This window comes from Nesterenkonia sphaerica (assembly GCF_005771565.1).
GTDB lineage: Bacteria > Actinomycetota > Actinomycetes > Actinomycetales > Micrococcaceae > Nesterenkonia > Nesterenkonia sphaerica.
Map to the genome: position 1 here is coordinate 1 of NZ_VAWA01000025.1, position 20285 is coordinate 20285.

The following is a 20285-nucleotide window of genomic DNA, read 5'->3' on the forward strand; positions in this document are numbered from 1 at the left end:
GGGACGCAACGTCGTAGAGCGGCAGTTCGGACTGGCCAAGCAATGGCGGGGCATCGCCACCAGGTACGAGAAGCTCGCGATTACCTACCGGGCTACCGCGGTCCTCTGCGCAGTGCTGGCCTGGCTACGCAAATAGGAGACATGACCTAGAAGACTCGTCCATAGCAGACTCCCCCCTTCAGTGCTGCGAGGCCACGTGGGAACCACGAGGAATGGCCAAAAAATAATTGTTCGCCTCAGAGTATGAATTACAAGACAGGTGAATCCATCGCGAAGCGTAATTACTTTACCAGGTGCATTGAATCGCACCCAACACGCAGGGGCGGTCTATTGTCTCGGCGGGCCGGCCCGGGACGTGCCGGAGGCTCTCAGCGCCGGCAGGGAGAACGCCTTAAGAAAGTCTGGTACATCAAAGGTGCGGGTGACCGTGACGGTCACCTCGGTGGGAAACTCGCCGCCGACCACGCACTCCGCGAGCACCGCGGAATTTCGGGCGGCGACCTGTTCCGCGACTGTGCAGGGGTCTCCGACGTTCAATCCGCGTGCGGTATCTGCAGCGGCTAAGGCTGCCAGATCCGAGGCCCGGTGCGCCTGGGCCTTCGCTGCGGCGGCCGCCCCGAGCACGACCACCAAAGCCATGACCACCATCAGTGAAGCTATGACACCCAGCGCCACGATGGTGCCGGATCCGCGTTCAGAGTGCAGCCCGCTCGCTGTCACGGTGCACCCACCACAGCTGCCAGATGCTCGGTGCGGGCATACGCCTCGGCCGTCTGCTCCGCGCTGAGCTCCACCAGCCCCAGCACGCGCACCGGCCGGGTGACGACCACCGCCGTGTAGGGGCCGTCTGCACTCATGGCAACTTCGACCCCGTCACCGGCAGTCTGCCGCAGTGCTTCCTGGACGGTGGCGGCAGACTCCCCGCGGGCCAACTCCCTGGCTGCCGCACGTGCGCCTTCTTCCAAGGCAATTCGTGCGGCACCGTGCATCGCCAGGGAGATGACCAGCAGCATCACAAACACCACCGCTGGCACGGCCAGAGCAAACTCTGCGGTGACCGAACCGCGCTCGCGTTTCTCGGCGTCCCGGTGAGCGTGCATCGTGGCGCGGCGCCTCACCCGGCACCGAGGGCCTGCTGCACGAGAGCCTCGAGCCAGCCGCGCACCGTGTCGGAGGTAAGAATGGCGGTGAGCAGGCCCGCGAAGGCCACTGCAGCCAACATCACGATGCCGTATTCGGCGGTCGCCAGTCCTTCCTCCTCCTGATGCAACGCGACCAAGCAGCGCTTCGTGGACTTCTCACGCATGGTGAGCTCCTTTCCGTCATGACACCGCATACCGGTCAGCAGCGGGTGCCTCCACGGTGGCCCAGTCCCCACCGCAGGGGCTGCCGGAATCCCTGTGATGTGCGGCGAGCGGGGTGTCAGCGGAACCCCGTGCGCAATTGGGGAGGAACGCGCCCGGAACGCGATCTCACCCGATAGTTGACTGAGGCAACTAGGGTGGTTTCATGCTTGAATCCACACGCCCCGAACTCCTCGGCGACTTCGGCATGGTCGCCTCCACCCACTGGCTGGCTTCTCAGACGGGAATGAGCATCCTCGAACGCGGAGGAAATGCCGCCGACGCGGCCGCAGCCTCGGGCTTCGCACTCCAGGTGCTGGAGCCCCACCTCAACGGCCCCGGCGGTGAGGTGCCCATCCTGGTCTGGTCGGAGACGGAGCAGAAAGTGGAGGTCATCAATGGCCAAGGCACCGCACCGCAGGCCGCCACGGTGGAGCGGTTGAAGGACATGGGGCTGGAGATCATGCCCGGCACCGGGCTGCTCTCAGCAGTCGTCCCGGGGGCCTTCGGCGCGTGGCTGACCCTGCTGGAACGCCACGGCAGCATGAGCCTGCGCGAGGTGCTCAGCCCCGCCATCCGCTTCGCCGAGCACGGCCACCCGGTACTCGGGCGTGTGACGCGCACTATCGAGACCGTCCAAGAGATGTTCACCCAGGAGTGGCCCACCTCCGCAGCCACCTGGCTGCCCGGTGGGCAGGTCCCGGCACCCAACAGCCGGTTCCGCAACACGGTGCTGGCCCGCACCTACACCCGGCTGATCGAGGAGGCCGAAGCCGCCGGCAGCGACCGTGACACACAGCTCGACGCCGCCCGCCGCGCCTGGTACACCGGGTTTGTGGCGGAGGCCATCGAGTCTTTCTGCCGCAGCAATGAGGTCAAGGACACCAGCGGACGGCGCCACCCCGGACTGCTCACCGGTCAGGACCTCGCCGATTGGCAGGCCGAGGTGGAAGAGCCCGCCACACTGGAGTACCAGAATTACACCGTGTGCAAGACCGGCCCCTGGGGGCAGGGTCCCGTCATGCTCCAGCAGCTGGCCATACTTCAAGGCTACGGACTGGATTCAGTCCCAGCCGGATCCGCAGACTGGGTGCACCTGCTGCTGGAGAGCGGGAAGCTGGCCTTCGCAGACCGTGAGGCGTGGTACGGAGACCCCCGCTACACCGACATCCCGCTGCAGGAGCTGCTCAGCGCCGACTATGCCGCGCAGCGCCGGAACCTGATCGACCAGGCCACCGCCTCCCGTCAGCTGCGGCCCGGGTCTCCCGGCGGCCGCACACCGGTGCTCCCGCAATACCCGGATGCGGCGGGTCTGGAAGGCGCAGCCGCAGGCGTCGGTGAACCCACGGTCGCTCACAATGGCGAGACCCGGGGTGATACCTGCCATGTCGACGTCGTCGACTCCTCCGGCATGATGGTGGCCGCGACTCCCTCAGGCGGGTGGCTGCAAGCCTCCCCGACGATCCCCGAACTGGGGTTCTGCCTGACCTCCCGAGCTCAGATGTTCTGGCTTCAGGAGGGGCTGCCGAATTCGCTGCGCCCAGGGGCACGGCCGCGCACGACGCTGTCCCCGTCGTTCGCGCTGCGGGACGGTAAGCCCTGGATGGCGTTCGGCACGCCAGGGGGCGACTCACAGGATCAGTGGAACCTGCAGCTGTTCCTCAATGTGGTCCACGGCGGGATGAACCTGCAGGAGGCCATTGATGCCCCCGCCTTCCACTCCACGCACATCCCCAGTTCCTTCTACCCCCGGGAGTCGTTCCCGGCGCAGGTGATGATCGAGGACCGTGTCCCGGCCTCAGTGCTCGACGAGCTCGCCCGCCGCGGCCACGACCTCAAGGTCGGCGGCGGGTGGACCGAGGGTCGGCTCTCCGCAGTGAGCCGGGAAGGCCAGTGGCTGCGGGCCGGGGCGAACCCGCGCGGCGCGCAAGGATACGCCGTGGGCCGCTGAGCAGCGCCCCAACACCCCGCGCTGAGGTCATCAACGGGCCGGTACCCCGCTGAGTACTGCGCGCAGCACATTGAGCGCTCCCTGTTTGTGCAGGGGGGAGTTCCGGTTGCCGCATTTGGGTGACTGCACGCAGCTGGGGCAGCCATCTGCGCAACTGCAGGCCTCAATGGCCGCTGCAGTGGCCGCGATCCACTCCTGGGCGGCCCGGAAGCCCCGCTCCGCGAATCCGGCCCCACCAGGGTGTCCGTCGTAGACGAAGATGGAGGGAAGCTCCGTATCCCGGTGCAGCGCTGTGGAGACCCCGCCGATATCCCACCGATCGGAGCTGGTCAGCAGCGGCAGCAGCCCGATCATGGCGTGCTCGGCGGCATGCAGCGCGCCGGGGATATGCTCCACAATCACCCCTGCCTGCTGCAGCGCGGTCTCCGGGGCGGTGATCCACACCGCTTCGGTGCGCAGTGTGGACGGCGGCAGGTCCAGCGGCTCATCGGAGAGTACCTCCGCACTCCCCAGCGCCTTGCGCTGGAATCCGACCACCGTGCTGGTGACCTCCACCGCCCCGAAGTGCAGGGCGAAGGCGCCCCAGGACTGACTCTGCCGGGCCCCCACCACAGAGATGGAGGTGGTCTCCCGCGCCTGAGTGTAGAAGGGAGGATTCGCCGGACTGACCAGCACCGCGTTCTGCTCCATGTCCAGCTCTTGGACAATGAAGCTGCGCCCCTGGTGGACGTAGACCGCCTGCGGGTGCGCCTGGGGCTGAACCTGGGCAGAACCCATCTCCCCGACCACCGTCCCATCGTCGGCGTTGACGATCGTGTACGGACCGTCACCATCGGAACGCATCTTCACCCAGGAGGCAGCGGAGACGTCATCATGGGCAAAGAACCAGCCCCGGGGGCGGCGTCGCAGGTGGCCTTGAGCGGTCAGCGAGTCCACCAGCCAGCCAAGTCCGCTGAACAGGCCCGTCTCGGCCACGTCGTCGGGCGTCAGCGGCAACTCCTGGGCGGCGGCCAGCAGGTGCGGAGCAGCCACATGCGGGTTGTGCGGGTCTGTCACCGCGTCCTCCACCGGGGTGTCGAAGATAGCCTCCGGGTGCTCCAGCAGGTAAGCATCCAGCGGATCGTCACCGCCGATGAAGAACGCCGCACTGCGCTGGGAGGTGTCTGCGGCCCGGCCGGCCCGCCCCAGCTGCTGGAAGAATCCTGCCCGAGTGCCGGGCCACCCGGCGATCACCACCGCATCAAGGCCGGAGATATCGATGCCCAGCTCCAGGGCAGGGGTGGAGGCGACCCCCAGCAGCGCCCCAGAGCGCAGCTGCGCCTCCAGCTCCCGCCGTTCCTCCACGAGGTACCCGGAGCGGTAGGTGGCTATCCGGTCCTTCAGCGCCGGATCCACATCAAGCAGATGATCACGGGCCACCGCCGCAATGGTCTCCGCCCCGCGGCGGGACTTGATGAACGCCAGCGTCCGGTGCCCGGCCACCACCAGTGAGCTGAGCACATCGGCGGCCTCCACCGTCAGGCTGCGTTTCAGAGGTGCGCCGTTGTCCCCGGTGCTCTCCGACGGGCTGGACTCCCACAGGTAGACGTCCACCGGCCCATGCGGGGAGCCATCCTGGGTCACCGCTGTGACGCTGGCGCTGTGCTCACCGATCAGGCGGGAGAACGACGCCGCCGGGTCGCCACTGGTGGCCGAGGCTCCAGTGAAGACAGGATCAGCCCTGTAGTACCGTGCGGTGCGGCGCAGCCGGCGCAGCAGCAGGGCGGTGTGGGAGCCGAAGATCCCCCGAGCGGTGTGCGCCTCATCGATGATGACGTAGCGCAGCCGGGAGAAGAATTTGGCCCAGCCCCGGTGGTTGGGCAGGATCCCGGCATTGAGCATGTCTGGGTTGGTGAGCACCACATTGGCGTGTTGGCGCACCCAGCGCCGTTCCTCAGGCGCGGTGTCCCCGTCGTAGGTGGCTGGCCGGATCCCGCCCGACGGTCCTGCTGGACCGACCGTTTCGGCCAGCTCCTGGAGCACATCCAGCTGGTCAGCAGCCAGGGCTTTAGTGGGGGAGAGGTACAACACCGTGGCCTCCCCGGTCGGATGTGCGCCCTCCGGCGCCGGGGCGCCCAGGATTGCCGCAAGTCCGGGCAGCTGGGTGGCCAGGGACTTTCCTGAGGCGGTTCCGGTGGCCACAATGACGTGGGAGCCTGCGTGCAGGGACTCTGCTGCCTGGCGCTGGTGGGCATACAGCTGCGGGACTCCGGCCTGCCGGTAGGCTGAGCGCAGCTGAGCCGGCACCCAGTCCGGCCACGCCGAAGTGCAGGCGTCACGGGCAGGCAGGCTCCGGATGCCCCTGATGGGGGACCCTTCACCCACGCGCAGCGGCAGCCCGGCTGCGCGCAGCAGCTCAAACGCGGCGTCGTGGTGGGTCACCGCACCAGAGTAGACCTCTCAGGCCCGGGAACCCAGCGCCCTGATGTTCTCCGGAAGCCGTTTGTGGGTGCCGTACATGAAGTGGTTCTCCATACGTTCGGAGAACCGGCTTGCCGGGGGTGTGAGACCTACAGCCTCTGCCACCTCGCGGATGTGGATCGGGGCCGCCCCGCAGCAGACGCCCAGGTAGTTCACCCCCATCTCAAAGGCCTCACGGGCAAACTTGCCGACCTCATACCGGTTGATGAACAGGGGGTCGAGCGCGGTGGGGAAAGTGCGGCCGTGGGGGGACGAGACTGCGGATTGCGCGTCGGTCAGGTTGAAAAACGTCGGTTCCCGGGAGCTGGTGCGGTAGGGGACCGGCAGCGCACCCACATGGCAGGAGACCGCCTGGCGGATCTGCTTCAGCCACGGCATCATCGTCTCCGGTCCCCGGAAACAGTTGAGCCCCACCACAGCCGCGCCAGCTTGTTCCAGGCGTTGGCAGGTCTCCACCACACCGGCGCCGTCGGCCATGTCCTCGAAGGCCATGGGGGCCAAAGTCAGGACCACGGGAAGGCCCGAGGACTGGGCCACCTCCATCGCCGTAAGAGCTTCACCAGCGAAGTAGAAGGTCTCGCCGATGATGAGGTCCGCCCCCTCCTCCACCGCCCAGGAGACCATCTCCTCAAACATTGCCCGGACCTCCTGCTGCTTCCGCGCGTCAGCGGGGTCCCAAATATTGGTATTGGAGATATTGCCCGCCATGAGGTCCCCCGGGCGGGCGTCAGCGACGCTGCGCGCTATCTGCAGGGCGGCCCGGTTCAGCGGCTCCAGCAGGTCTTCCTTGCCGATGACCCGCATTTTCTCCCGGTGGCCGTTATAGGTGAACGCCTCGACAATATGCGAGCCCGCACGCTGGAAGTCCACGTGAAGGGCGCGCAGCGCCTCAGGGTGCTCCAGCGCGACCTCAGGGACGAACTCCCCTGCGGTGAGATAACCACGCCGCTCCAACTCGAACAGGAAGCCTTCGGCGCAGATCACGGGACCGGCGTCGAGCCGCGCTGTCAATGAAGCGGTGGCGCTCATGTGGCGAACCTTTCAGATGTGGACATCGGGTGCCACAACTGTAGCGAAGTGTTCATCACTCCGCTATTTATGTTCACACTTGGGGGTGGGGGAGCCTACTCGTCGAATCCCTCGTCGATCTGCGAGTGTGAGGGACGCGGCTTACCGGGGGCGGCAGGGGAGCCGAAGACGTGCACATTGCCCAGGTGGGTCCAGCCGAGGTATTCGTAGAGCTCCTTGCCGTCGCCGGTGGCTACCAGCAGCCCTTCGGAGACGTCGTGCTCATGAGCGATCGCCAACAGCGCGCGGGTGACAAAGGTGCCCAAACCCTGCCGGCGGTAGTCCGGAGCCGTGTAGATCCGGTCCAGGATCACATAGTCGTCCACCACTGCCATGCGGCCGCGTGCAGCCACGTCTTCTTCGTGGCAGACGGTGAAGAGTGTCCACCCGTCGAAGTCCTCCCGCTCGGTGGAATACGACTCCGGGGTGATGGGATCCTCCACGTCCTGGGTGTCCATATCGACCACCATGAGTTTTTCCTCATCGCTGATCAGCTTCAGACCGTCAATCTCCTGCGCGCCAAGGATGTCCGACTCCGGCTCGGCGATCACCGTCAGCAGCCTGGAGGGGCTCTTGTTCACCGCAGCGGCGACCCTGCGCAGCTCGGTCTCGTCCGGGTCGAAGACCACGTACTCCCACTCTTCGGCGTCAGGGCCCAGCCGCGCCGAATGTACCGCCCCTTCGTGGCGCACTTCGTATCCGTGGGTGCGGGCCCACCCCGTCACCCAGGTCTGGACAAGCAAGTCGCTCAGCTCGGACGTCATTAATTCGCTCCATTCGTTCTCGGCCTGAAGAGAATCATGGCGATACTCCTCAGGTCGGGGGTCACCATCTCAGCCTGCTCGTGTACCCGAGCGATGCGGCTTCCGTGGTGCTCTGACCGTCCACCGAACCCTGATGGTCAGAACACCTGCTCTGTCTGTCCACTATCCAACATATATGCAGGATCACTGATGCCGGTAGAGGACTGACGTAACAATCTGGTGAGCCAGCTCACCGCACCGGCTCCCGAATGAACCTGGGGCGGCGTCGTCGTACCCTTAATACCGTGACCGAGTCCCGCATAGTTCTCTACTACAAATTTGCTCCCATCAAGGACCCCGAGGCAGTCAAGCTCTGGCAGCAGACGCTCTGCCGCGAGCTGGGGCTCAAGGGCCGCATCATCATCTCCGAGCACGGCATCAACGGCACTGTTGGGGGTGAGCTGAGCGCGGTGAAGACCTACGTGAAGCAGACCCGCACCTATGGGCCGTTCCGGGGCACCGAGTTCAAGTGGTCCGCCGGTGAGGCTGAGCAGTTCCCGCGCCTGAGTGTGAAGGTCCGTCCTGAGCTAGTGGCCTTCGGCGTCCCGGACCAGGTCAAGGTTGACGCCGAAGGGATTATCGGCGGAGGTGAGCACCTGAAGCCCGAGCAGGTCCACCAGCTGGTGGATTCCAAGCGCAGTGAAGGCGTGGAGGTGACGTTCTTCGACGGTCGCAACGCCATGGAGGCGCAGATTGGGCGGTTCAAGAATGCGGTGGTCCCGGAGACGGAAACCACCCGCGACTTCATCACCGAGCTGGACTCCGGGAAGTACGACCACCTGAAGGACCAACCGGTGGTCACCTACTGCACCGGAGGCATCCGCTGCGAGGTGCTCTCAGCCCTGATGAAGGACCGAGGATTTGAGGAGGTCTATCAGCTCGACGGCGGGATCGTCCGCTATGGCGAGGCCTACCAGGACTCCGGCTTATGGGAGGGGGAGCTCTACGTCTTCGACGGCCGGATGAACATGCGCTTCAGCGATGACGCGAAGACCCTGGGCGAATGCGTGAACTGCGCGGCGGCGACCTCGCGGTTCCACAACTGCGCAGACCGCGGCTGCTCCACCCTGAAGCTCTACTGCGAGGACTGCAGCCATATCCCCGTCACTACCCGATGTGCGGCATGCACCGCGCGGGCGGAAGCGGAGCCGGGCCACCCCAACCAGGGGCACCTGGGCAAAGTCCGGCGTCGTCTGGCCTCTGCCTGATCACTGCCGTTCCGGCCCGCCTCCCGCGTTGGAGTTTCAGGCGGTTGTTGGAAGGTCAGGCCCCCATGGGAGGCTGAACATCCAACAAGGTGCTGATATCCGCTTAGGCTGAACCTATGTCCCGCCCTACCTCCTCCCCGGTCGCCCCTGCCCCCGCCCCGCGCACCTCGAGTCCAGCCCCGCCAGCGTCGGAGGACCTGCCGCTGATCGCTGCGCTGCAGGAGGACTTCCTGGAAGCCGGCTTCACCCATGACGGACTGGTGGAACTGCTGGGCCCCGATGTGGTGGCTGCCCTGCACCGGGAACAGGTGGTCCCGGGCCAGCTGAGGGTGACCGAACTGCTCTCCGGTGAGACTTCACGTGCGGCGCAGCTTTCGGCGGCTGGGAAGCGGGCGGTGCTGACCGCCCTGTGGCTGGTGTCCACGGCAGTGACTGCCGAGCAGCTGGATCGCGCGCTGCCGCGAACAGGGGCGCACGGCCTGCAGCAGCTGCGGCTGATCCAGCTGGACGCCGCGGGGATGGCGGTGCCACGCAGTGAGCTCCAGCCCTATCAGGTGCAGACCTTGTCCGGCATGCGGGACATGTGGCTCAGCAGTGATCTCAGCTCGCACCAGATTCAAGGGGCGCTGCCGCATGATCACGTGCTGGGGATCGGTCAGGCCAGCCTGACTCTGGCGGGAATCGTGCACCGCCGCCGGGTGCGCACCGCACTGGATATCGGCACTGGCTGCGGGATCCAGCTGCTGCATCTGCTGGACCACGCGGATCACGTGGTCGGAACGGACCTGTCGGAGCGTGCGCTGGAGTTCGCACACTTCAATCTGCTGCTCAACGCTGCGGCGTTGGAGCTTGATCCGGACAACTTGGAGGAACGAGTCGAGCTGCGGCACGGTTCACTGCTGGAGCCGGTGGCTGGCCGTCGGTTCGACCTGGTGGTCTCCAACCCGCCATTCGTCATCACTCCGCGCCGTAGGGAGGAGACTGAGGCCGAGCGATACATCTACCGCGATGGCGGGCGTGAGGGTGACGGGTTGATCCAGGAGCTGATCACCGGACTGCCGGAGGTCCTCAATGAGGGTGGCACCGCTCAACTGCTGGGCAACTGGGAGATACTTGAGCACGACGACGCCTGGGAGACTCGGCCGCGGGGCTGGGTGGAGCAAGCCGGCCTCAGTGCTTGGATCATCCAGCGCGACGCGCAGTCTCCGGCCGAGTACACCGAGACCTGGCTCCGCGACGCCTCCGAGGAGCGCAGTGTCGATGAGTACCGACGCCGCTACGCCGAGTACGCAGCCGACTTCTCCGCTCGCGGAGTCCAGGGGGTCGGGTTCGGGCTTATCTGGTTGCAGGCCACCCAACAGGCCCAGCCCTGGCGGCGTTTCGAGGAGCTGCTCGGCGATGTCCAGCAACCACTGGGGCCGGTAATCGGCGAAACAGCACGCCGGGCGCAGCAGAACCCGGCCTCCGTGGTGGACAGCACGCTGACCGTCCCAGGGTCGGTGACCGAGGAGCGGTACCAGCGCTTCGGCGCCGAGCATCCAGAAGTGATCATCGCCCGGCAGGGCTCCGGACTCCGCCGGGCGCGCCCGATCAGCTCGGCCGCGGCTGGATTTCTCGCCGCCGCCGACGGCGAGTACACTGCTGGGCAGCTGATCACCGCGGTCTGCTCGCTGACTGAGGCAGACCCGGAGGCGCTCGCCGCCGAAGTCATCGACCTCTACATCGAAGGGTTTCTCACGGACTGACCGCGCCGCAGCACCTGCAGCAACTCCAGATCCCCCTCCTCGCTGACCTGCAGTACCAACAGGTCAGCGGCAGCTCCGGGGGTCAGAGTGCCGATTGGCCGGTGGGCGTTCTGCTCATAGCTGTGCAGCCCCAATGCATAAGCGGGCACCTCAGTGGCCGCCTGCAGTGCCTCCGACAGGGGCACTGACGTGCGGACCACCCTGTTGACGATAGAGAGCAAGGTCGCAGTCCCCCCAGCGATCGAGGGCGGCTGCTCGGAGTTCGCTGCGGCTGCATGCGGCGACTGGGCCAGCCGGGCCTCCCCACCTGAGACGACCACGTCGAGAGCGCCAAGCCGGTACTGGCCATCACCCAGCCCGGCCGCAGCCATCGAGTCCGTGGTCAGAGCGATGTTCCTCGAGCCCACCATAGTGAACACCGCCGCCGCGGTGTCGTCGGCCATATGGGTCCCGTCGGCGATCAGCTCCACCACCGCCTCCGACCGCGCGGCAGCCTGGAGACTCGCGGCAACAGTGCCGGGGGAGCGGTGGTGTAGAGGGTCCATGGCATTGAATAGATGTGTCACTGTCGGGCGCCGGCCCGTAGTCCAGCGGGTGACCTCCCGGGAGCCCAGGTACTCCGCTGTGCTTCGCAGAGCGGCCGAAGCCGTCTTGAAGTCTGCCTGGGTGTGCCCCACGGAGGGAATCAGTCCGTTCTCCAAAGCAGTGCGCGTCAGTGTCTCCGCTCCCGGCAATTCAGGAGCAAACGTGATGCTGCGCAGCACCCCCTCCCCGGCGGTCAGCAGGGGCGCGAGCTCCACTTGATCAGGATTGCGCAATAATGCGGGGTCATGGGCTCCGCAGCGGCCCTCCGCCAAGAAAGGGCCCTCCAGGTGCACTCCGGCCAGCAGTCCCTCCCGTACTAATGGGGCCAGGAGCTCGATACGTTCTATCAAATGCTGAAGATCAGCGGTGATCAGGCTGGCCACCACAGAGGTGGTGCCCGTGGAGTAGAGGGCGGGAAGAGTGTCTCTGATGGTGGCGGCATCGGAGGATCCGAAGTCCATACCGAAGCAGCCGTGGTGATGTTGATCAACCAACCCAGGTGCGATGATCACCTCCCCGGAGGTCCCCCAAGACAAGGGCTCTGCATTCCGGGCCAGCTGCTCAGGAACGTCGCGGGCGGGACCGCTCCATACCACCGCGTCCGCACTGATCACTACCAACCCATCGGGCACAGTCTGCCCCTGGTGGACCAACGTGCCTTGCAGAATGCGGTACTGGGAGGCCATCGAGGGCATGAGCGTCCTGTCATCGGTAGCGGAGACCCGCGAGAAGCTATCTTCAATCCTAGCGCTGCGGCCCGGCAGCTGAGCGGGTTCTCCGCAGTCGATCCGCCGCCGCCGGGGGTCCCGATCCGCCGGGGGCTGGAGCCTCAGCCCCGCCTGCCCCCGCCGCTGGCGCCGAGTGAACCGCTGTTATAGTGAGCACTCGATGGCGCACCAGATGCCATCTGCACGTACGTGCCAACGCTCTAGGAGTTCTGTGTCAGGCAAGAAGCTCGTGATTGTCGAGTCCCCGGCTAAGTCCCGTTCAATCGCCAAGTACCTCGGCGATGAGTTCATGGTCGACGCCTCGGCCGGGCACATCCGTGACTTGCCGCAGCCCTCGGAACTGCCTGCCGACATGAAGAAGGGCCCCTTTGGAAAGTTCGCAGTGGACCCCGACAACGGATTCGAGCCCTACTATGTGATCTCCGAGTCCAAGAAGTCCAAGGTCCGTGAGCTGAAGAAGCAGCTCAAAGAGGCCGATGAACTCTACCTCGCCACTGACGCCGACCGTGAGGGTGAAGCCATCGCCTGGCACCTGTATGAGGTGCTGAAGCCCAAAGTCCCCACCTACCGCCTGACATTCACCGAGATCACCAAAGAGGCCATCCAACGGGCCATGGAGAACCCGCGGGAGATCGACTCGGACCTGGTCGACGCCCAGGAGACCCGCCGCATCCTCGACAGGCTCTACGGCTACGAGATCTCCCCGGTGCTGTGGCGTAAGGTCGGCAAGGGCCTCTCTGCCGGACGTGTGCAGTCGGTGGCCACCCGGATGGTGGTCGACCGGGAGCGGGAGCGCCTGGCGTTTGTGCCCGCCGAGTACTGGGACCTCACCGGAAGCTTTACCACCGACAGCGCTGAGAACTTCACCGCGAAGCTCACCTCCGTCAACGGCGAGCGCATCGCCGCAGGCTCGGACTTCACCGACAAAGGCGAGCTGAAGAAGACCCGGCGCGACGTCGTCGTCCTCACCCAAGACGATGCCGAGAGCCTCGCGGAAAGCCTGACTGGTACCCAGTTCAGCGTGGATTCGGTGGAGGACAAGCCCTACACCCGGCGCCCCCAGCCACCGTTCATCACCTCCACACTTCAGCAGGACGCGGCACGGCGCCTGCGGTTCTCCTCCCGGGTCACCATGCAGGTGGCGCAGCGGCTGTATGAGAACGGGTACATCACCTATATGCGTACCGACTCCACCACGCTGTCCAACCAGGCGATCAACGCCGCCCGGCGGCAGGCCAGTGAGCTCTACGGGCAGGATGCGGTGCCGGAGAAGCCCCGGGTGTACAGCCGGCGCAATGAGACCGCCCAGGAGGCGCATGAGGCGATCCGCCCCGCCGGCGACTCTTTCCGCACCCCCAAGCAGGTGAAGTCAGAGCTTTCGGCTGATGAGTTCAAACTTTATGAGCTGATCTGGAAGCGGACCGTGGCCTCCCAGATGGCCGACGCGAAAGGGTTCACTGCCAGTGTCCGGCTCACCGGCAGCGCGGCCGACGGGCGGGCCGCGACCTTCGGCGCCTCCGGCACGGTGATCACTTTTCCCGGGTTCCTGGCCGCCTATGAGGAGATCAAGGACAACGACGCCGCCGCCTCCTCCTCGGAGAAAGCAAGTGACAAGCGCCTGCCCAAGCTGACCGAAGGCCAGAGGCTCACCAGCGAGGACATCGCCGCCAAGGGCCACGAGACCTCCCCGCCGGCCCGCTACACCGAGGCGACGATCGTGGCGGAGCTGGAGAAGCGGGAGATCGGGCGCCCCTCCACCTACGCGCCAACCATCTCGGTGATCATGGACCGCGGCTATGTCACCAAGCGCGGCTCCGCGTTGGTGCCCTCCTGGACCGCCTTCAGTGTGATCCGGCTGCTGGAGGAGCACTTCGGCCGTTACGTGGACTATGACTTCACCGCTCGGTTGGAAGATGACCTCGACCAGATCGCTCGCGGGGAGATCGAACGTGAAGCCTGGCTGCAGGGCTTCTACCTCGGGGCGCCCTCCGGGGAGGAGGGCCTGAAGAAGGTGGTGGAGAACCTCGGGGAGATCGACGCCCGGGCGGTGAACACCATTGAAGTCGCCGAGGGCGTGGAGGTCCGGGTCGGACGGTACGGTCCCTACCTGGAGCGCCCCAACCCTGACGGTGAAGCGGACGAGAACGGCGAGCTGAAGCTGGACCGGGCCAATATCCCCGCCGACCTGGCCCCCGATGAGCTGACCAAGGCCAAGGCGGAGGAGCTGTTCGAGCAGGCCGCACTGTCAGGCCGTGTGCTGGGCCGCGACCCGGAGACCGGACGGGAAGTGGTGGCCAAGGATGGCCGCTACGGCCCCTACGTCACGGAGATCATCCCGGAGCCGACCGAGGAAGAGATCCAGGCGGCCATGGATGCCCAGCCCACCGAGTACTACAAGAACGGGAAGCCCAAGCCTAAGAAGAAGCCGCCCAAGGAGAAGCCGCGCACCGGCAGCCTGCTGAAGTCGATGACGCTGGAGACGGTGACACTCGACGACGCCCTGAAGCTGCTCTCGCTGCCCCGCACGGTGGGCACCGATGAGGCCGGCGAGGAGATTCTGGCGCTCAACGGCAGGTTCGGCCCCTACCTGAAAAAAGGCTCCGACACCCGGCCGCTGCAGGATGAACAGCAGCTGTTCACCATCACCGAGGATGAGGCCCGCAAGATCTACGCCCAGCCCAAACAGCGTGGGCGCGGCGCGGCGAAGCCTCCTCTGGCGGAGTTCGGCAATGATCCCACTACGGAGAAGCCGGTGGTGGTCAAGGACGGCCGCTTCGGCCCCTACGTCACGGACGGGGAGACCAATGCCACGGTGCCCCGCAGCGTCTCCTTGGAGCAGCTGACCAAGGAACAGGCATTCTCACTGCTGGCGGAGAAACGCGCGCAGGGGCCGGCCAAGAAAAAGAAGAAGACCTCCACCAGCCGCTCCCGCACGGCGGCCAAGGCCTAGCGGACCACCCCGGGGGTATTGTCATGAGACTCGGCGTTCTCGACATCGGCTCCAATACGGTGCACCTGCTGTTGGTGGACGCCTATATCGGAGCGAAACCGGAGGCGTTCGCCTCGCATAAGCGGCCGCTGTCATTGGTGAAGTACTTGGACAGCACCGGTGCGATCACCGAAGAGGGCCAGCAGGAACTCATCAGTTTCATCTCGGAGGCGGTGCGCTTCGCTGCCCGGCACCGGGCGGAGGACATGCTCAGCTTCTGTACCTCCGCGATTCGTGAGGCCCCCAATGGCGCGGAGGTCATCAGCCGGGTCAAAGCGGCGGCAGATGTGGACCTCACTGAGCTCAGCGGCTCCCAGGAGTCCGCCATGACGTTCTTCGCGGTGCGCCGCTGGCGAGGGTGGTCCGCCGGGCATATCCTGAACTTCGATATCGGCGGCGGTTCTCTGGAATTGGCCTATGGGCAGAATGAGATGCCTTCCACCGCCCTGTCAGTCCCTCTGGGGGCGGGACGGCTGACCCGGGACTTCCTGCCCAGCACCATGGATGACGGCTCCGCTCCGGACAAGACGGAGGTCAAAGCGCTGAAAGCCTACATCCGCGAGGAGATGCAGGCTGCCCGGCGGGAGTTCCCGCAGCTGAAGCAGCAGCTGGGAGTGACCGCCACGTCCAAGACGTTCCGCTCGTTGGCGCGACTGACCGGCGCGGCCCCTTCCGCAGAGGGGCCCTATGTGCGGCGCACGCTGGCGTTGAAGCAGCTCAAGCCCTTGGTCAAACAGCTGGCAGAGCTGTCCTCCTGGGAGCGGGCGAAGCTCCCCGGTGTCTCGGAGATGCGTGCGGACCAGGTGCTCGCAGGAGCGATGGTGGCGGAGTCCGCCATGAAGACATTCGGAATCGAAGAACTGACCATCTGTCCGTGGGCGCTGCGTGAGGGCCTCATTCTGCGCCGGCTGGACACTCTGGCCCGGGAGGTCAACGTGGAGATTTCTCATGCACCGGCAGTCGGCGATGTGGACTTTGCCCGCGAACTGCGCCGGCCGACGCACAAGGATGTGAAGGCGATGACAGTGGAGCACGCCCGTGCCTGAGACACCGCGCATACCGGTTACCCTCTCCTCCTCCTCCATGTATCCATTGGGGGCCGCTGAGACGTTCTCCATTGCCGAAGACCTCGGCTATGACGGGGTGGAGATCATGGTGACGCACCGGGCAGAGACGCAAGAGGCGTCTCAGCTGAATGAGTGGGCGTGGCGGTTCGGCATGCCCATCAAAGCCATTCATGCACCTACGCTGCTGCTGACCCAGCAGGTGTGGGGTTCGGCCTGGGACAAGATCCACAAGTCAGCTGAGCTGGCGCAGCAAGTGGGGTGCGACGTCGTCGTGGCCCATCCGCCCTTCCGCTGGCAGGGCACCTACGCCTCCAAGTTCGCCGAAGGCATCGCGGAAATTGAAGAGCGTACCGGTGTGATGATCGCCGTGGAGAACATGTACCCGTGGCGCGCAGGCGGGCGGGAGGCCGCTATGTACCTGCCGCACTGGAACCCAGTGCCCTACGACTACAAGCACGTCACCTGGGACTTCTCCCATGCCGCCACCGCTGAGGATGACTCCTTCGAAGCAGTCAAGGCGCTGGGTTCACGGCTGCGGCACATCCACCTCACCGACGGTTGGTCCAACGGGTTCAAGGACGATCATCTGGTCCCCGGCCACGGCAATCAGCGCGTGGTGGAAGCTATGGAGCTGGTGGCGCAGCCCGACTTCGCCGGTGAGGGGTTCCAGGGCGCGGTGGCGGTGGAGGTCTCCACACGCTCGGCCCGCAAGGAGGTCGGCGAGCGCGAACGCATGCTCGCAGAGTCGCTGGCGTTCGCCCGCAGGCACCTCGGCCAGGAGTGAGCGGCCAGGGCGGACCGGCCGCGCACCTGCATAGGGGTGCCTCCAGATAGGGTGAAGAACTGTGGCGAAGACTAAGAAGAACACGGACACCAAAACCCTGGAGCAACGGCTGTGGGAGGCCGCGGATCTGCTGCGCGGCAATCAGGAGCCCAGCGAGTACAAGCACGTGGTGCTGGGCCTGATCTTCCTGAAGTACATTTCTGACCGGTTCGCCGAACGCCGTGAGCAGCTTGAGGTCGAACTCCGCCAGGACGGCATTCCAGCAGAGCGGTTGGATCAGTTTCTGGAGCATCGGGACGAGTACGCTTCGCACAATGTCTTCTGGGTCCCCGAGGAGGCCCGCTGGGAGTTCCTGCAGGAGCGGGCCAAGAATCCCCACATCGGTGAACTGATTGATTCGGCGATGGACCTCATCGAGAAGGAGAACCCCACGCTGCGCGGGGTGCTCCCCCGGAACTACGCACGCGAAGGCCTGGACCAGGGCAGGCTGGGCCAGCTGGTGGACCTCATCGGAAACATCGGTTTCACCACCTCGCAGGATCACGGGTCCGACGACGTCCTCGGCCGGGTATATGAGTACTTCCTGGGTCAGTTCGCGGGTAAGGAGACGGGGAAGGACGCCGGGGCGTTCTACACGCCCCGGTCTGTGGTCCACACCCTGGTGGAGATGCTGGAGCCCTACGCAGGCCGAGTCTATGACCCGGCCTGTGGCTCCGGTGGCATGTTTGTGCAGTCTGCGGAGTTCGTCACCGCGCACGGGGGGCAGCAGACAGATATCAGCATCTACGGGCAGGAGTACACCCACGCCACGTGGAAGCTGGCCAAGATGAACCTGGCCATCCGCGGGATTGAGGCGGATTTGGGCAATAAGTCTGCGGATTCTTTCGCTGAGGACCTGCATCCTGACCTCAAGGCGGATTTCGTCATCGCGAATCCGCCCTTCAATCAGGACGATTGGTTCCATCCCAAATTGGCCGATGACCCGCGCTGGAAGTACGGCCTGCCGCCCAAGGGAAACTCCAACTTCGCCTGGGTTCAGCACTTCATTCACCACCTCGCCCCCAACGGCACGGCTGGAATCGTGCTCGCAAACGGCAGCCTCTCCTCCAAATCCGGGGGAGAGGGCGAGATCCGGCGCAAGCTGGTGGAGGACGACGTCGTCGACTGCATTGTGGCAATGCCGGACCGGCTCTTCTTCAACACGGGCATCCCGGTGAGCCTCTGGTTCTTCTCCAAGAACCGGCACGGCAACGGGCATCGGGAGCGCCAGGGTGAGGTGCTGTTCATTGACGCACGGAAGCTTGGCACCATGGCCTCGCGCAAGCTGCGCGTCCTGGATGACGACGACGTCGCCAAAATTGCCGATACGTACCACGCATGGAGAAACAAGGACGGGAATTACGACGACGTCCCCGGGTTCGTAAAAGCGGCAAGCCTGGAGGAAATCGCCAACCACGACTTCGTGCTGACTCCCGGACGGTACGTCGGCGCCGAAGAGGCTGAGGCCGACGATGAACCGATCGACGAGAAGATCGCCCGCCTAACCAGCGAGCTCTACGCCGAATTCGACCGCGGCCGCGCCCTCGAACAAACCATCCGCGATCGTCTGGGTGGTCTGGTTTGAGGCGCTGGGCGGTCACCACACTGGGAGAACTTGTTAAGCTTCAAAGGGGTCACGATCTCCCGAAGAAGGAACGCGTTAGCGGTCCGTATCCGGTAGTAGGTTCGACTGGCATTTTGGACAGCCATGTTCATTTTAAGTACCGCGGTCCGGGGGTCATGATTGGACGAAGCGGAGTTATTGGCGGAGCGCAGTATATAAAGTCCAACTTTTGGCCACTGAATACGACGCTTTTCGTAAGGGATTTTAGAGGTAACGACCCGCGGTGGGTCTATTACTTGCTAAAGACCGTGGACTTCACCGGGTATAACTCCGGTAGTGCGCAGCCGTCGCTCAACAGGAACTACGTCGCTGGAATCGAACTTCCTCTCGCGCCCCTAACAGAGCAACGAGGCATCGCGGCGACCCTGGGCGCCCTCGACGACAAAATCGACTCCAACCGCCGTGCAATCGAGCTTATGGAACGACACGCACTGTTGCGCTTCCAAAAATTGTTCGATGTTCAACATGATCCCGATGGGATCGCGATCTCCGATCTGGTCCATGTGAACCGGCGGCACCGGATGGCTAAGGGTTTGCGAGCCACGTATGTAGGTATGTCGTCCTTACCGATGTTTTCTCCGGTGATCGACGAGTGGGTGAGCAAGGCTGCTGGCAGTGGACAGAAATTCGTCAACGGTGATGTGCTTATGGCGCGCATCACGCCTTGCTTGGAAAACGGCAAAACAGCAATTGTCGACATGCTTGAAGATGGCGAAATCGGCTGGGGCTCTACCGAGTACGTGGTGTTATCGCCCAGGGGTGAGATCACCACGCCATGGATCTACTGCTTACTGCGCAACGTCGAGGTTCGTAGCTGGGCGATTCGCCGAATGACTGGCTCCTCCGGGCGTCAAAGATTCTCGGCGGACGGGTTCAAGGAATACCGGGTACCAAGACCGACGCCGGATGCTCTTGGAGAGTTTAATCAGACAGCGAATCCTATGTTTTCCCGCATGACTCAGTTTCGCGATGAGTCTCGGAAGCTAGAAGCGCTACGGGATGCGCTGTTGCCTGAATTGCTTTCGGGACGGATCCGCGTCCCTGAAGCTGCGGAGGCCGTTGCTTCCGTGTGAGTTACTTTTCCCACTCAGATTCGCCCACTCCGTGTGGTGCGACAGAATGGAACCAGTCAGGCTTGATCCTATTCGGATTGGACAGCCCGCGTGACCTTTGGTTCTCCGCAGAAGGAGGTCGTAGATGAGCGTCGCCCTGACCCTTGCGGGGATCACAGTCATCGTGGTCGGTCTATGGGACATCTTTCACACGCTGCTGCACCCCAAGGGTCAAGGACGGCTCAGCGGGATGGTGCTCTACGCGGTGTGGCGGACCACGAAGGGCATCCACCACCGGGTCGGGCCAGTGGTGGGGCCCGCCGCGATGGTGACTGTGGTCCTGAAGTGGCTGGCGCTGCAGATTGTGGGCTGGGCGCTCATCTACTTCCCCCCACCTCCCCCACGGATTCGAATACTCACACGGTCTGGATCCGGACCTCTACTCCGACGCCATGGAAGCGGTGTATATCTCCACCGTGACGCTCTCCACGCTGGGCTACGGAGATGTGGTCGCCAACGACCCCTGGGTACGGGTCGTCTCACCTTTCGAGGCGCTGACCGGTTTCGCTCTGCTGACGGCTGCGCTGACCTGGTTCGGACAGCTCTACCCGCCCTTGAGCCGTCGTCGCACACTGGCGCTGGAACTCAAGGGTTTGGCCGATGTGGACTACGCAGACAACCTGGCCCAGATCGACCCCGCCTCCGTCTCCCGCGTTCTGGACAGTGTGGCAAGCGGCATCGGGACCGTGCGCGTGGACCTCATCCAGCATGCGGAGTGCTTCTACTTCCTGGAGCAGGACCCGGGTCTCTCCGGGCTTGTCAAGTAGTTTGTGTACGGG

General features: G+C 64.9%; 17 protein-coding genes. 10 read left to right on the forward strand and 7 right to left on the reverse strand.

Features of this window, described 5'->3' with window-relative positions; translation table 11 throughout:
* Positions 1–136 (forward strand): transposase (locus FEF27_RS12130; RefSeq protein ID WP_166430014.1); only part of this gene is annotated, 136 nt, incomplete at its 5' end.
* A gap of 191 nt (positions 137–327) precedes the next feature.
* On the opposite strand, the gene FEF27_RS12135 is transcribed toward FEF27_RS12130, so the two are convergent.
* The 3 genes from FEF27_RS12135 to FEF27_RS12145 are packed head-to-tail and all read right to left on the reverse strand — an operon-like array spanning position 328 to position 1306.
* Complete coding sequence (locus tag FEF27_RS12135) at positions 328–720, reverse strand: Rv3654c family TadE-like protein (RefSeq protein ID WP_138171154.1); 393 nt, start codon at positions 718–720, stop codon at positions 328–330.
* On the reverse strand, positions 717–1100 hold the full coding sequence (locus FEF27_RS12140; RefSeq protein ID WP_138171155.1) for a TadE family type IV pilus minor pilin: 384 nt from the start codon (positions 1098–1100) through the stop codon (positions 717–719). Before FEF27_RS12140 ends, FEF27_RS12135 begins: the two co-directional genes overlap by 4 nt.
* Positions 1101–1114: 14 nt before the next feature.
* The gene (locus tag FEF27_RS12145) at positions 1115–1306 is read right to left on the reverse strand and encodes a DUF4244 domain-containing protein (protein ID WP_243729228.1); all 192 of its coding nucleotides are present in this window, start codon (positions 1304–1306) and stop codon (positions 1115–1117) included.
* A 203-nt stretch (positions 1307–1509) separates the two neighbouring features.
* Between FEF27_RS12145 and FEF27_RS12150 the strand changes: the two genes are divergently transcribed.
* Positions 1510–3294: a gamma-glutamyltransferase family protein gene (locus FEF27_RS12150; RefSeq protein ID WP_138171156.1), complete on the forward strand. Its 1785-nt coding sequence runs from the start codon at positions 1510–1512 to the stop codon at positions 3292–3294.
* A 30-nt stretch (positions 3295–3324) separates the two neighbouring features.
* Here FEF27_RS12150 and FEF27_RS12155 read toward each other — a convergent pair whose 3' ends face one another.
* The 3 genes from FEF27_RS12155 to FEF27_RS12165 all read right to left on the reverse strand — a co-directional run bounded on the left by FEF27_RS12155 (position 3325) and on the right by FEF27_RS12165 (position 7586).
* Complete coding sequence (locus tag FEF27_RS12155; protein ID WP_138171157.1) at positions 3325–5715, reverse strand: DEAD/DEAH box helicase; 2391 nt, start codon at positions 5713–5715, stop codon at positions 3325–3327.
* 18 nt (positions 5716–5733) lie between these two features.
* A complete protein-coding gene (locus FEF27_RS12160) occupies positions 5734–6783 on the reverse strand; it encodes a homocysteine S-methyltransferase family protein (protein ID WP_138171158.1) in 1050 nt (349 codons plus the stop codon).
* A 95-nt stretch (positions 6784–6878) separates the two neighbouring features.
* Positions 6879–7586, reverse strand: a complete 708-nt coding sequence (locus FEF27_RS12165) for a GNAT family N-acetyltransferase (RefSeq protein ID WP_138171159.1) — start codon at positions 7584–7586, stop codon at positions 6879–6881.
* Between the two features lie 284 nt (positions 7587–7870).
* Between FEF27_RS12165 and trhO the strand changes: the two genes are divergently transcribed.
* Both trhO and FEF27_RS12175 read left to right on the forward strand, forming a co-directional pair.
* Complete coding sequence (trhO, locus tag FEF27_RS12170) at positions 7871–8833, forward strand: oxygen-dependent tRNA uridine(34) hydroxylase TrhO (protein ID WP_138171160.1); 963 nt, start codon at positions 7871–7873, stop codon at positions 8831–8833.
* Between the two features lie 116 nt (positions 8834–8949).
* Positions 8950–10578: a DUF7059 domain-containing protein gene (locus FEF27_RS12175; protein ID WP_138171161.1), complete on the forward strand. Its 1629-nt coding sequence runs from the start codon at positions 8950–8952 to the stop codon at positions 10576–10578.
* Here the strand turns inward: FEF27_RS12175 and FEF27_RS12180 are convergent.
* Positions 10551–11858 carry an N-acetylglucosamine-6-phosphate deacetylase gene (locus FEF27_RS12180; protein ID WP_243729229.1) on the reverse strand — a complete coding sequence of 436 codons (1308 nt, stop codon included), beginning with the start codon at positions 11856–11858 and terminating at the stop codon, positions 10551–10553. The two genes, FEF27_RS12175 and FEF27_RS12180, sit on opposite strands and share 28 nt — an antisense overlap.
* Before the next feature lie 205 nt (positions 11859–12063).
* On the opposite strand from FEF27_RS12180, the gene topA reads away from it, so the two are divergent.
* The 6 genes from topA (at position 12064) to FEF27_RS13690 (ending at position 20273) form a co-directional block, all read left to right on the forward strand.
* On the forward strand, positions 12064–14841 hold the full coding sequence (gene topA / locus FEF27_RS12185) for a type I DNA topoisomerase (RefSeq protein ID WP_138171162.1): 2778 nt from the start codon (positions 12064–12066) through the stop codon (positions 14839–14841).
* A gap of 23 nt (positions 14842–14864) precedes the next feature.
* The gene (locus FEF27_RS12190; RefSeq protein ID WP_138171163.1) at positions 14865–15926 is read left to right on the forward strand and encodes a Ppx/GppA phosphatase family protein; all 1062 of its coding nucleotides are present in this window, start codon (positions 14865–14867) and stop codon (positions 15924–15926) included.
* 37 nt (positions 15927–15963) lie between these two features.
* A complete protein-coding gene (locus FEF27_RS12195; protein ID WP_138171168.1) occupies positions 15964–16731 on the forward strand; it encodes a sugar phosphate isomerase/epimerase family protein in 768 nt (255 codons plus the stop codon).
* Between the two features lie 61 nt (positions 16732–16792).
* Positions 16793–18355, forward strand: coding sequence for a class I SAM-dependent DNA methyltransferase (locus tag FEF27_RS12200; protein WP_138171164.1), 1563 nt, complete (start codon positions 16793–16795; stop codon positions 18353–18355).
* Entirely contained in the window at positions 18352–19467 is a 1116-nt protein-coding gene (locus FEF27_RS12205; protein ID WP_166430015.1) for a restriction endonuclease subunit S, read from the forward strand. The genes FEF27_RS12200 and FEF27_RS12205 overlap by 4 nt, the downstream gene beginning before the upstream one ends.
* Before the next feature lie 431 nt (positions 19468–19898).
* The gene (locus FEF27_RS13690) at positions 19899–20273 is read left to right on the forward strand and encodes a potassium channel family protein (RefSeq protein WP_243729230.1); all 375 of its coding nucleotides are present in this window, start codon (positions 19899–19901) and stop codon (positions 20271–20273) included.
* Positions 20274–20285 lie beyond the last annotated feature (12 nt).

Bases quoted from the DNA above. Each gene is read 5' to 3' on its own strand.
- FEF27_RS12160 (WP_138171158.1), bottom strand. From the start codon at position 6,783: ATGAGCGCCACCGCTTCATTGACAGCGCGGCTCGACGCCGGTCCCGTG.
- FEF27_RS12180 (WP_243729229.1), bottom strand. From the start codon at position 11,858: ATGCCCTCGATGGCCTCCCAGTACCGCATTCTGCAAGGCACGTTGGTC.
- FEF27_RS12150 (WP_138171156.1), top strand. From the start codon at position 1,510: ATGCTTGAATCCACACGCCCCGAACTCCTCGGCGACTTCGGCATGGTC.
- FEF27_RS12195 (WP_138171168.1), top strand. From the start codon at position 15,964: ATGTATCCATTGGGGGCCGCTGAGACGTTCTCCATTGCCGAAGACCTC.
- FEF27_RS12190 (WP_138171163.1), top strand. From the start codon at position 14,865: ATGAGACTCGGCGTTCTCGACATCGGCTCCAATACGGTGCACCTGCTG.
- FEF27_RS12140 (WP_138171155.1), bottom strand. From the start codon at position 1,100: ATGCACGCTCACCGGGACGCCGAGAAACGCGAGCGCGGTTCGGTCACC.
- FEF27_RS12165 (WP_138171159.1), bottom strand. From the start codon at position 7,586: ATGACGTCCGAGCTGAGCGACTTGCTTGTCCAGACCTGGGTGACGGGG.
- FEF27_RS12175 (WP_138171161.1), top strand. From the start codon at position 8,950: ATGTCCCGCCCTACCTCCTCCCCGGTCGCCCCTGCCCCCGCCCCGCGC.
- topA (WP_138171162.1), top strand. From the start codon at position 12,064: ATGCCATCTGCACGTACGTGCCAACGCTCTAGGAGTTCTGTGTCAGGC.
- FEF27_RS13690 (WP_243729230.1), top strand. From the start codon at position 19,899: ATGGAAGCGGTGTATATCTCCACCGTGACGCTCTCCACGCTGGGCTAC.
- FEF27_RS12145 (WP_243729228.1), bottom strand. From the start codon at position 1,306: ATGCGTGAGAAGTCCACGAAGCGCTGCTTGGTCGCGTTGCATCAGGAG.